Origin of the sequence: Klebsiella sp. HMSC16C06 (assembly GCF_001808325.1) — a bacterium.
Classification (GTDB): Bacteria; Pseudomonadota; Gammaproteobacteria; order Enterobacterales; family Enterobacteriaceae; genus Klebsiella; species Klebsiella variicola.
Genome location: NZ_KV793012.1, coordinates 413,904 through 425,515 on the forward strand (window position 1 = coordinate 413,904; position 11,612 = coordinate 425,515).

The window sequence follows — 11,612 nt, forward strand, 5'->3', positions numbered from 1 at the left end:
TGAGGCCGTCAGCACCGGCAGTTTCAGCAAGAAAGGTGAATAAATTAACGACAGGTCGCACGCACCGTAGGCCGGATAAGGCGCCAGCCGCCACCCGGCAACATCACGGGTACCGTGCCTGAAATCTCTCCCGGCGGCGCTGCGGCTTGCACGGGCCTACGGGGTGTGAGCCTGTGAGAGGATCCTGTAGGCCGGGTAAGGCGCAGCCGCCACCCGGCAAAATCACGGGTACCGTGCCTGATGCCATCGCCCGGCGGCGCTGCGCTTGCACGGGCCTACGGGGTGTGAGCCTGTGAGAGGATCCTGTAGGCCGGGTAAGGCGCAGCCGCCACCCGGCAAAATCACGGGTACCGTGCCTGATATATCGCCCGGCGGCGCTGCGCTTGCCGGGCGTTAGGAGATGCAACCCTCTGATATTAAGAGGTTAGCGGCGGTTGCCCATAATACGCAGCAGCATCAGGAACAGGTTGATAAAGTCCAGGTACAGCGTTAAGGCCCCGAGGATCGAGTATTTACGCAGCGTAGCGCTGTCGCGGGTGTCAATCTGCTCGCCGATGTTTTTCAGCTTCTGGGTGTCATACGCCGTCAGGCCGACAAACAGCACCACCCCAATGTAGGTCACCGCCCACATCAGCGCCTCGCTCTTCAGCCACAGGTTGACCAGCGATGCCAGCACGATGCCAATCAGCCCCATAAACAGCATGCTGCCGAAGCCGCTCAGATCGCGCTTCGTGGTGTAACCATACAAGCTCATCGCCCCGAACATCCCGCCGGTGACCACAAAGGTGCTGGCGATCGATGAGTAGGTATAGGCGATAAAAATGCTCGACAGCGTCAGCCCGGTCAGCGCCGAGTAGAGCATAAACAGCGTGGTGGCCATCCCGGCGCTCAGTCGCTGCACCATTCCCGACAGCACAAACACCAGCGCCAGCTGGGCAATAATCAGCCCAAAGAAAGTGATTTTGCTCGAAAAGACGAACATCATCACCGCCGGGGTATTCGCCGCAAACCACGCGATAAACGCCGTCAGCAGCAGGCCAACCGTCATCCAGCCGTATACCTGCGCCATGTAAGTCTGCAGGCCGGTACGGCCCTGCACGATTGAATCGGAACGCGGATATCTGTCCATGACTCTCTCCTGATTAACAAAGTTTCACCCTGTAAGCGTATCACACTACCAGCGCTCTGCCGCCTGACGATCGCTGTCGCGGGCGTCGACCCAGCGTTCGCCTTCCGGCGTCGCCTCACGCTTCCAGAACGGCGCGCGGGTTTTCAGGTAGTCCATAATAAACTCGCCGGCGGCGAAGGCGCTGCCGCGGTGGGCGCTGGTGACGCCGACAAACACAATCTCTTCCCCCGGCCACATTTCGCCGATGCGGTGGATAACCGTCACCCGGCCCAGCGGCCAGCGCTCGCGCGCCAGGTTGACAATTTCCGCCAGTGATTTCTCGGTCATCCCCGGATAGTGCTCGAGGGTCAGCGCTTTTACGCTGTCGCCAAGATTGTGATTGCGCACTTTACCGGTGAAGGTAACCACCGCACCGTCTTCATCGCGCTCGGCCAGCCACGGATACTCATCGCCGACGCTAAAGCGTGCCGGGCTAACCACGATACGAGTTTGCGTCATCTTAGCCTCCGGTCACCGGCGGGAAGAACGCCACTTCGTCGCCGCTGGCGACCGGATGGTCAAACGCGGTCAGCGTCTGGTTGACTGCCGCCAGCAGCTTGCCCTCTTCCAGGGCCAGCGCCCAGCGGTCGCCGCGCGCGGCAAGCTGCTGGCGCACGGCCTCGACGGTTGCCAGGTCGCTGGCGTCGAGTGTCAGGGCATCGGTGCCGACCAGTTCGCGCACCTGGGCGAAAAACAGAACCTTAATCATGGCGTTCGTCCACCTTAAAATCGCCGGACTTGCCGCCGCTTTTCGCCAGCAGGCGCAGCGGGCCAATGACCATATCTTTTTGCACCGCCTTGCACATGTCGTAGATGGTCAGCGCGGCAACGGAGGCGGCGGTCAATGCTTCCATCTCAACGCCGGTTTTACCGGTCAGACGGCAAAGTGACTCAATGCGCACCCGGTTATGCTCCGGCTGCGCCTGCAGATTGACTTCCACTTTGCTCAGCATCAGCGGATGACACAGCGGGATCAGCTCCCAGGTACGTTTTGCCGCCTGGATCCCGGCGATACGCGCGGTGGCGAACACATCGCCTTTATGGTGGCTGCCGTCGATAATCATCGCCAGCGTCGCCGCCTGCATTTCGACATAAGCCTCGGCGCGCGCTTCGCGCACCGTTTCCGCTTTGCCGGAGACATCCACCATATGGGCTTCGCCCGCGGCGTTAATATGGGTCAGTTGTGACATAGATTATTTCTTCAGGTGAGGAATGAAGTTACACGGACGGGTGCGAGCATCCAGCTGCGGGGCAATGATGTTGTCCCACGCCGTGCGGCAGGCTTTGGTCGAGCCCGGCATGGCAAAAATCAGCGTGCGGTTGGCGACGCCGGCCACGGCCCGGGACTGCAGCGTCGAGGTGCCGATCTCTTCGAACGACAGCATGCGGAACACTTCGCCAAAGCCTTCGACCTCACGGTCAAACAGCGGCAGCAGCGCTTCCGGCGCCTGGTCACCCTCGGTGAACCCGGTCCCGCCGGTGATCAGCACCACCTGCACGTCATCGCTGGCGATCCACGCCGACACCTGGGCGCGGATGGCGTAGCGGTTTTCTTTCACAATCGCCTTATCGACGACATGGTGTCCCGCCTCCTGCGCCGCCTCGCGCAGCCAGTGGCCGGAGGTATCATCCTCTTCGCCACGGCGGCTGGAAACAGTAAGAATAGCAATACGGGTCGGAATAAACTCAGCGCTAGCCTGGCTCATCTGAATGCTCCTTTCGAAAACGATTAACCGCCAATATAGGACAGGTTCTGCGTAATACCGGTGTTGCCCTGATGCAGGAAATGGGTCTGCTTTTTATGGGTCAAGGCTTCGGCTATCCGCGCTTCCAGCTCGGCCTGTTGCTCGTCCTCAGCCATCAGATCGCGCAGGTCGACGCCGCCTTCGCCAAACAGACACAGGTGCAGTTTGCCAACGGATGAGACGCGCAGACGGTTGCAGGTGGCGCAGAAATCTTTTTCATACGGCATGATGAGGCCGATTTCACCGGCGTAATCCGGGTGACAAAAGACCTGCGCCGGGCCATCGCTGCGCTGGCGGATCTGGTGGATCCAGCCGCGGCGCAGCAGCTCGTCGCGCAGCACCATGCCGGAAAGATGGTGACGGCGGAACAGATCGCTGCCCTCTCCGGTTTCCATCAGCTCAATAAAACGCAGCTGAATACGACGGGGTTGGATCCACGCGAGAAAGGTATCGAGCTGGTGATGATTAACATCACGCATCAGCACGGTATTGACCTTCACCTTGTCAAAGCCCGCGGCGAAAGCAGCATCAATGCCGTCCATCACCTGGTGGAACTTGTCCTGGCCGGTGATGGCATGAAATTGACGGGCGTCGAGGCTATCAACGCTGACGTTAATCGCCGTCAGCCCGGCATCGCGCCAGCGTTCGACATCGCGCGCCAGGCGGTAACCGTTGGTGGTAACCGCAATCTGACGGATCGCCGGGTTTTCACGCACCGCGGCAATGATTTCGGTGAAGTCGCGACGCAGAGAGGGTTCCCCACCGGTGAGGCGAACTTTTTCGGTGCCCAGCGCGGAGAAAGCGCGCGTGACGCGGCGCACTTCGTCTACGCTGAGAAAGCCGTTGTTATTGACGGCGCCGGGTTTGTAGCCGTCCGGCAGGCAGTAGGTGCAACGGAAGTTGCACACATCGGTAATCGACAGACGCAGGTAAAAAAACTTACGCGCGAATGCATCGGTAAGCTGTGAGGCCATATACACCTTTCCAAATACGGGAGGCGCGGTCATTTCTTCCCACGCCCTGGCGACACCCGGAGGGGTCGCGGCCAAACCGCCATATCTTTTGACACAGGCGAAGAGGCTAGAGTGTTAACAGGTTATGCCGATAGTAGCGCGTTACGGACGGTTTCGCCATTTGCGATTTCGTTATATAACATTGTATATATCGCTACCTTCGTGCATTTTCGCTACAGAATAGCCATAAATCATTTTTTTGCCTTGATGTCGGTCAGTTTGTCGGGCTCCTCCCATCGTCTTTTAGGGGTAGATCGGGTAGTGTGTGGCCGTTTATGTGAAATAAGGAATTTCTATGCGCAATCGTACATTCGCTGACCTCGATCGGGTGGTCGCGCTCGGCGGCGGGCATGGTCTGGGCCGGGTGATGTCCTCCCTCTCCTCGCTCGGCTCGCGGCTGACCGGCATTGTCACCACCACCGACAACGGGGGCTCCACCGGGCGGATCCGCCGCTCGGAAGGCGGCATTGCCTGGGGCGATATGCGCAACTGCATCAATCAGTTAATTGCCGAGCCCAGCGTGGCGTCGGCGATGTTCGAGTATCGTTTTAGCGGTAATGGCGAACTTTCCGGGCATAACCTCGGAAATCTGATGTTAAAGGCGCTGGACCACCTGAGCGTGCGGCCTTTAGAAGCTATCAATTTAATCAGAAACCTGCTCAAAGTAGACGCGTTTCTTATCCCGATGTCGGAACAACCGGTGGATTTGATGGCGCTCGATCATGAAGGCCATGAAGTTTACGGCGAAGTGAATATCGATCAGCTCGACAACCTACCGCAGGAGCTGATGCTTACCCCACCGGTACCCGCCACTCGCGAGGCGGTGGAAGCGATCGCCGAAGCCGATCTGATCCTCATCGGCCCGGGCAGCTTTTACACCAGCCTGCTGCCGATCCTGCTGCTCGACGAGATGGCCCAGGCGCTGCGCCGCACCCCGGCGCCGATGGTGTTTATCGATAATCTGGGTAAAGAGCACAGCCCGGCGGCGAGGCTGTCGCTGGCGGAGCGCATTGCGATTATGGAGCACTACGTGGGTAAGCGGGTGGTGGATGCGGTGATCGCCGGGCCAAAAGCCGATATCCGCGGCATCAACGACCGGCTGGTGATCCAGACGCCGCTGGAGGCCAGTGACGTGCCCTATCGCCATGATCGGGCGCTGCTCCGCGGCGCGCTGGAAAAGGCGATTCAGCTTCCTGGCTGACGCTGCGCGCCGGAGGGCCAACCTTCGGTGCACCTTAAAATCTTAAGGTTGTCTTAAAATAGGGCTGGCACTATACGCTTATCTCTTTCTGTGGGTAGGTATTATGTCGTTATTGCCTCTGCGTCGGCCGCTCTTCAGCCGCACGACTTATTTGATTCTCTTTGCTTGCTATATCGGTATCTTTCTCAACCTGGCTTTTTATCGCCAGGTTTTCCCGTTACTGCCGGTAAACAGCCTGCATAACTGGCTGGTATTCCTCAGTATGCCGATCGTGGCCATTAGCGTGATGAATATCATCACCACCCTCGCCTCGTTCCTGAAGCTCGATCGGGTGGTCATCAGCCTGTTTATTCTGCTCAGCGCGTCGGCGCAGTACTTTATCTGGAACTTCGGGGTAGTGATCGACCGCAGCATGATCACCAATATCCTCGACACCACTCCGGCGGAGAGCTTTGCTCTGCTCTCCGGCGAAATGATCGCCGTCCTCGGCCTCTCGGGGGTTTTAGCGGTATTCGTCGCCTGGTGGGTGAAAATCCGTAAGCCCGCCACACGGTGGCGCGGCGCGGCGATGCGCCTGCTCAATATCGCCGTTTCGGCGCTGCTGATTATTCTGGTGGCCGCGCTGTTCTACAAAGATTACGCCTCGGTGTTCCGTAACAACAAAGAACTGGTGAAATCCCTGAGTCCCTCCAACAGCATTGTGGCGCTGAACTCGTGGTATGCGCACAACCGCATGGACAATCTGCCGCTGGTGAAGATTGGCGAAGATGCCAGGCAGAAACCAGTGATGCATAGCGGCCCCCGCAAAAACCTGACGATTGTGGTGCTGGGCGAAACCTCGCGCGCCGGGAACTTCTCGCTGGGCGGCTACGATCGGGAGACTAACCCACGCCTGCAACAGGACGACGTGGTGTACTTCCCGAAAACCACCTCCTGCGGCACGGCAACTGCGGTTTCCGTCCCCTGTATGTTCTCCAATATGCCGCGCGCGCATTACGATGAAGAACTGGCGCACCATCAGGAAGGCGTCCTGGATATTCTGCAGCGCGCCGGTGTTCAGGTGCTGTGGAACGACAATGACGGTGGCTGTAAAGGCGCCTGTGACCGTGTACCGCACCAGAACGTCACCGATCTGCACCTCAGCGGTCAGTGCATCGACGGCGAGTGCTACGATGAGGTCCTGTTCCATAATCTGGACAGTTACATCGACAACCTGAAACAGGATGGCATTATCATACTGCATACTATCGGCAGCCACGGCCCGACCTATTACAACCGCTATCCGGCTGAATTCAAAAAATTCACCCCGACCTGCGATACCAATGAAATCCAAAGTTGTACGCAACAACAGTTGACCAATACCTACGACAACACCATTCTGTATGTCGACTATGTTGTTGATAAAGCGATAAAATTACTGCAATCCAAACAGGATAAATTTACCACTAGTCTGGTTTATTTGTCAGACCACGGCGAATCGCTGGGTGAAGATGGCGTCTATTTGCATGGTCTGCCGTACTCAATTGCGCCGGATACGCAAAAACACGTGCCCATGCTGCTGTGGCTGTCGCCGGATTACCAGCAACGTTACGGTGTCTCCAGCCAGTGTTTGCAACAACAGGCTAAGACGAAGGATTATTCACAAGATAATCTGTTCTCCACCCTGCTCGGCCTGCTCGGCGTCAGCACCCACGAGTACCAGGCAGCAGATGATATTTTAACGCCATGTAGAGAGGCTGGTTGATGAAAATCTTAGTCATTGAAGACGATGCGCTGCTGTTGCAGGGGTTGATTCTGGCGATGCAAAGTGAAGGATACGTATGCGACGGCGTCTCCACAGCGCACGAAGCGGCGCTATCGTTGGCCAGCAATCACTACAGCCTGATCGTCCTCGACCTCGGCCTGCCGGATGAAGACGGTCTGCATTTTCTCACCCGTATGCGGCGGGAGAAGATGACCCAGCCGGTGCTGATCCTCACCGCCCGCGATACGCTTGAGGATCGCATTAGCGGTCTCGATACCGGCGCGGATGACTATCTGGTGAAACCCTTTGCCCTGGAAGAGCTGAATGCGCGCATTCGCGCCCTGCTCCGCCGGCATAATAACCAGGGCGATAACGAAATCAGCGTCGGCGATCTGCGCCTCAACGTCACCCGCCGCCTGGTGTGGCTGGGTGAGGCGGCGCTGGAATTGACGCCAAAAGAGTATGCCCTGCTGTCGCGGCTGATGATGAAAGCCGGTAGCCCGGTGCATCGTGAAATCCTCTACAACGACATCTACAGCTGGGACAACGAGCCGGCGACCAATACCCTTGAGGTGCATATTCATAACCTGCGCGAAAAGATTGGCAAATCGCGGATCCGCACCGTCAGGGGTTTTGGCTATATGCTGGCTAACCACATCGACACGGAATAGACCATGGCTCTGTTTGCAACCGAAACCTGGACCATGCGCAACCGGCTGCTGCTGACCATTGGCGCCATCCTGGTGGTCTGCCAGCTGATCAGCGTCTTCTGGCTATGGCATGAGAGCAAAGAGCAGATCCAGCTGCTGGTGGCCAGCGCCATCGAAGGCCACAATAACCAGAAACATGTGGAGCATGAGGTACGGGAAGCGGTCGCCAGCCTGCTGGTGCCGAGCCTGTTGATCGTTGGCCTGGCGCTGCATATCAGCATGCTGGCGGTGCGCAAGATCACCCGCCCGCTCTCCCGACTGCAAAGCGAGCTGGAGAGCCGCACGCCGGATAACCTCACCCCCATCGTGCTCAGCGAATCGGTGCCCGAAGTCACGGCGGTGACCACCGCCCTGAATCAGCTGGTTTCCCGCCTCAATCTGACCCTCGACCGTGAGCGGCTGTTTACCGCCGACGTGGCGCATGAGCTACGTACCCCGCTGGCCGGCCTGCGGTTGCACCTCGAACTACTGGCGAAAGTGCACGGCGTGGGCGTCGACCCGCTGATCCAGCGCCTCGACCAGATGACCACCAGCATTTCGCAGCTGCTGCAGCTGGCGCGCGTCGGACAGTCTTTTTCCGCCGGCAGCTATCAGCAGGTGCTGCTACTGGATGACGTGGTCAAACCGCTGCAGGATGAGCTGGAGACCATGCTGGCGCAGCGTCAGCAGCGGCTGCTGCTGACGGATGTCGAAAGCGAGGCCATCGTCTCTGGCGACGCGACGTTAATCCGTGTGATCCTGCGCAATCTGGTGGAGAATGCTCACCGCTACAGCCCGGAAGGGTCAACTATCCGCGTGTCGGTGAAAGCGGGCCTGATGCCGGTGATGGCGGTGGAAGATGAAGGCCCAGGGATTGATGAGGCGAAAAGCGGCGAACTCAGTAAAGCGTTTGTGCGCATGGACAGTCGCTACGGCGGCATAGGCCTCGGACTGAGCATCGTCACGCGCATTGCTCAGCTGCATGACGCCCAGTTCTTCCTGCACAACCGCCAGCCGGGGCCCGGCGTCCGCGCGTGGGTGTTATTCCCGCGGCGCGCGGGTCAGAACGTCAGTACCCACTGATGGAAAAAGGCAACAATAATAACCAGGGCGGTGGCAACCGCCAGATATTCACGGAAGTTGATTTTTTGCATGGGCGCTATCCTCATCATGGGGAGGTTAGTGTCGCCTGGCGAGATTAAGCAAACATTAAGAAGGCCGCAATGCGGCCTTTTTTCTTCTCAAAGGTTTGCTATCTGGTAGCGGGACAATGAGAGAAGCGTCCCGCCTTCACTACGCCCCACACGCCCACTCCGGCAGTATGCGCCGGGACTCAGGAGGCGGCGATAAACAGCTCGCGCAGCTGATGCAACTGGTCGCGAATTTGCGCCGCCTCTTCGAACTCGAGGTTCTGGGCGTGCTGCATCATCTGCCCTTCCAGCTCGTGGATCTTCTGCTGCAGCGCTTTTGGCGTCATCTCCACGGCGCTAAGCCCGGCAGGCTCAACGGCCTTCGCTTTACCGCGCCCTTTGGCTTTAGTTTTCGCCAGGCCCTGGCCCAGCTGCAGGATATCCACCACTTTCTTGTTGAGGCCCTGCGGTACGATGCCATGCTCTTCGTTATAACGCTGCTGTTTCTCCCGTCGACGCTCGGTCTCGCCAATGGCTTTGGCCATGGAAGGGGTGATCTTATCGCCGTAAAGGATGGCCTTGCCGTTGATGTTTCGCGCCGCGCGGCCGATGGTCTGGATAAGCGAGCGTTCGGAGCGCAGGAAGCCCTCTTTGTCGGCATCCAGGATCGCCACCAGCGACACCTCCGGCATATCCAGCCCCTCACGCAGCAGGTTGATCCCTACCAGCACGTCAAACTCGCCAAGGCGCAGGTCGCGGATAATCTCCATGCGTTCGACGGTGTCGATATCCGAGTGCAGATAGCGCACCCGCTCGCCGTGCTCCTCAAGATACTCGGTTAAATCCTCCGCCATCCGCTTAGTGAGGGTGGTCACCAGCACGCGCTCGTTGATGGCCGTGCGCAGGCGGATCTCCGACAGCAGGTCATCGACCTGAGTGGCTACCGGCCGCACTTCGATGATCGGGTCAAGCAGACCGGTCGGCCGCACCACCTGATCCACCACTTCGCCGCCGGATTTATCCAGCTCGTAGGCGCCGGGGGTTGCCGAGACGTAGATGGTTTGCGGGGCCAGCGCTTCAAATTCTTCAAACTTCATCGGCCGGTTATCCAGCGCCGACGGCAGGCGGAAACCGTACTCCACCAGCGTCTCTTTGCGCGCCCGGTCGCCCCGGTACATACCGCCGATCTGCGGCACCGTAACGTGGGATTCGTCTATCACCAGCAGACCGTCTGCCGGCAGATAGTCAAACAGAGTGGGCGGCGGCTCGCCGGGCCCGCGACCGGAAAGGAAGCGCGAGTAGTTTTCAATGCCCGAGCAGTAGCCCAGCTCGTTCATCATTTCGAGGTCGAACTGGGTACGCTGGGTTAAGCGCTGCTCTTCCAGAAGCTTGTTGTTGGCCAGCAGAACCTTGCGCCGCTCCGCCAGCTCCAGCTTGATCTCTTCCATCGCCTGGACGATGCGTTCCCGCGGCGTCACGTAGTGGGTCTTGGGATAAATGGTGTAGCGCGGCACCGTCGATTCCACGTGGCCGGTGAGCGGGTCGAACAGCGACAGGCGCTCGACCTCTTCATCAAACAGCTCAATGCGCAGCGCGATATCGTCGGATTCCGCCGGGAAGACGTCGATCACCTCGCCGCGCACGCGAAAGGTGCCGCGCTGGAAGGCCTGATCGTTGCGGGTATACTGCAGTTCGGCCAGACGGCGCAGGATAGCGCGCTGGTCAATCAGCATCCCGACCGTCAGGTGCAGCATCATCTTCAGGTACAGGTCCGGGTCGCCGAGGCCGTAGATAGCCGAGACTGACGCCACCACCACCACGTCGCGCCGCTCGAGCAGCGCTTTGGTCGCCGACAAGCGCATCTGCTCGATATGTTCGTTTACCGAGGCGTCCTTCTCAATGAAGGTATCTGAGCTGGGGACGTAGGCTTCCGGCTGATAGTAATCGTAGTAGGAGACGAAATACTCGACGGCATTCTCCGGGAAAAACTCTTTCATCTCGCCATAGAGCTGGGCCGCCAGGGTTTTGTTTGGCGCCAGCACCATCGTCGGCCGCTGCAGGTCGGCAATCACGTTGGCGATGGTGAAGGTTTTACCGGAGCCGGTGACCCCCAGCAGCGTTTGATGCGCGAGCCCATCCTCCAGCCCCTCTTCCAGGCGGCGGATGGCTTCCGGTTGGTCTCCGGAGGGGCGAAAGGCGGAATGCAGAACAAACGATTTACTCATTGATCAAAACCTGAAGATGGATTTAGCGGCCGGTGTTTAATTCTACCCTCCGGGCCATTTTTTGCCAACAAATTATACTGGATATTTAAACAGTACATCACTATGATAGCGTCAGTAAACGGCTTATTTCGCCGCCATGGTGCGCATAAAACGCGCACCGGGTGGAATAATCCTCCGGCCGGCAGGGTTATCCCCAGAAATTTTTACCTTTTAACATTTGTCAAGCGGACGGGTGAAAGTTTTATGGCAGTAGATGACGCTTTTCTTACACCCATTGATTTTATCTAACAAACTGATATTTAATGAATTTAAAGAAAAGACGCCTTTCGCGCCAATTCAGCCGCAGGCCGCGTACGCTCTAGCTTACCGCAGGTTTTCTAACTCTAATACACAAGGTTATCCACAGGAATAGTGGATAACTGTCTGCAGCCCAAGACCGCCGCCGCCCGGCGCAAATCGACTTTCGCCGTAAACCGTGCGGCGAAAAATTTTTATCGAACTATTTTTGATAACTATCCGTTTAAAGCCGCTCGATTTTTGCTGCTTTTTGCACCACCCTTTAGCGTCGGGCACCGGAAAAGTGCAGCGCCCGCGCTGACTGTGCCCGATGGTGTCGGCGTTTCGCGGTTTTTTCCGAGCGTTCTTTTTCCTGGCAAGAGTTTTGCAGCATCTTTCTGTCGCCCTGACGCCAGGATAA

The 11,612-nt window shown here is 58.2% G+C and carries 11 protein-coding genes, 1 pseudogene and 1 riboswitch; of the genes and pseudogenes, 5 read left to right on the top strand and 7 right to left on the bottom strand.

Features of this window, described 5'->3' with window-relative positions; all coding sequences use genetic code 11:
- Positions 1-424: 424 nt before the first annotated feature.
- The 6 genes from HMPREF3142_RS20815 to moaA all read right to left on the bottom strand — a co-directional run bounded on the left by HMPREF3142_RS20815 (position 425) and on the right by moaA (position 3,887).
- A complete protein-coding gene (locus HMPREF3142_RS20815; RefSeq protein ID WP_004142079.1) occupies positions 425-1,129 on the bottom strand; it encodes a Bax inhibitor-1/YccA family protein in 705 nt (234 codons plus the stop codon).
- Positions 1,130-1,174: 45 nt separating this feature from the next.
- On the bottom strand, positions 1,175-1,627 hold the full coding sequence (gene moaE / locus HMPREF3142_RS20820) for a molybdopterin synthase catalytic subunit MoaE (protein ID WP_008805750.1): 453 nt from the start codon (positions 1,625-1,627) through the stop codon (positions 1,175-1,177).
- Between the two features lies 1 nt (position 1,628).
- Positions 1,629-1,877, bottom strand: coding sequence for a molybdopterin synthase sulfur carrier subunit (gene moaD / locus HMPREF3142_RS20825; protein ID WP_008805749.1), 249 nt, complete (start codon positions 1,875-1,877; stop codon positions 1,629-1,631).
- Entirely contained in the window at positions 1,870-2,358 is a 489-nt protein-coding gene (moaC, locus tag HMPREF3142_RS20830) for a cyclic pyranopterin monophosphate synthase MoaC (RefSeq protein WP_008805748.1), read from the bottom strand. The genes moaD and moaC overlap by 8 nt, the downstream gene beginning before the upstream one ends.
- Positions 2,359-2,361: 3 nt before the next feature.
- On the bottom strand, positions 2,362-2,874 hold the full coding sequence (gene moaB, locus HMPREF3142_RS20835; protein ID WP_008805747.1) for a molybdenum cofactor biosynthesis protein B: 513 nt from the start codon (positions 2,872-2,874) through the stop codon (positions 2,362-2,364).
- 23 nt (positions 2,875-2,897) lie between these two features.
- Complete coding sequence (moaA, locus tag HMPREF3142_RS20840) at positions 2,898-3,887, bottom strand: GTP 3',8-cyclase MoaA (protein ID WP_022065255.1); 990 nt, start codon at positions 3,885-3,887, stop codon at positions 2,898-2,900.
- Positions 3,875-4,013, bottom strand: a riboswitch (molybdenum cofactor riboswitch). It overlaps the preceding gene by 13 nt.
- Before the next feature lie 208 nt (positions 4,014-4,221).
- Between moaA and yvcK the strand changes: the two genes are divergently transcribed.
- From yvcK to pmrB, 4 genes are all read left to right on the top strand, one after another.
- On the top strand, positions 4,222-5,127 hold the full coding sequence (yvcK, locus tag HMPREF3142_RS20845; RefSeq protein WP_023297252.1) for a uridine diphosphate-N-acetylglucosamine-binding protein YvcK: 906 nt from the start codon (positions 4,222-4,224) through the stop codon (positions 5,125-5,127).
- Between the two features lie 103 nt (positions 5,128-5,230).
- On the top strand, positions 5,231-6,871 hold the full coding sequence (gene eptA / locus HMPREF3142_RS20850; protein ID WP_048267679.1) for a phosphoethanolamine transferase EptA: 1,641 nt from the start codon (positions 5,231-5,233) through the stop codon (positions 6,869-6,871).
- A complete protein-coding gene (gene pmrA, locus HMPREF3142_RS20855; RefSeq protein WP_023297250.1) occupies positions 6,871-7,542 on the top strand; it encodes a two-component system response regulator PmrA in 672 nt (223 codons plus the stop codon). Before eptA ends, pmrA begins: the two co-directional genes overlap by 1 nt.
- Positions 7,543-7,545: 3 nt before the next feature.
- Entirely contained in the window at positions 7,546-8,643 is a 1,098-nt protein-coding gene (pmrB, locus tag HMPREF3142_RS20860; protein ID WP_048267678.1) for a two-component system sensor histidine kinase PmrB, read from the top strand.
- Positions 8,644-8,893: 250 nt separating this feature from the next.
- On the opposite strand, the gene uvrB is transcribed toward pmrB, so the two are convergent.
- The gene (gene uvrB, locus HMPREF3142_RS20865; RefSeq protein WP_008805740.1) at positions 8,894-10,915 is read right to left on the bottom strand and encodes an excinuclease ABC subunit UvrB; all 2,022 of its coding nucleotides are present in this window, start codon (positions 10,913-10,915) and stop codon (positions 8,894-8,896) included.
- A gap of 411 nt (positions 10,916-11,326) precedes the next feature.
- Between uvrB and HMPREF3142_RS28430 the strand changes: the two are divergent.
- Positions 11,327-11,536 (top strand): annotated as a pseudogene (locus HMPREF3142_RS28430) (hypothetical protein); the annotation flags it as partial.
- Positions 11,537-11,612 lie beyond the last annotated feature (76 nt).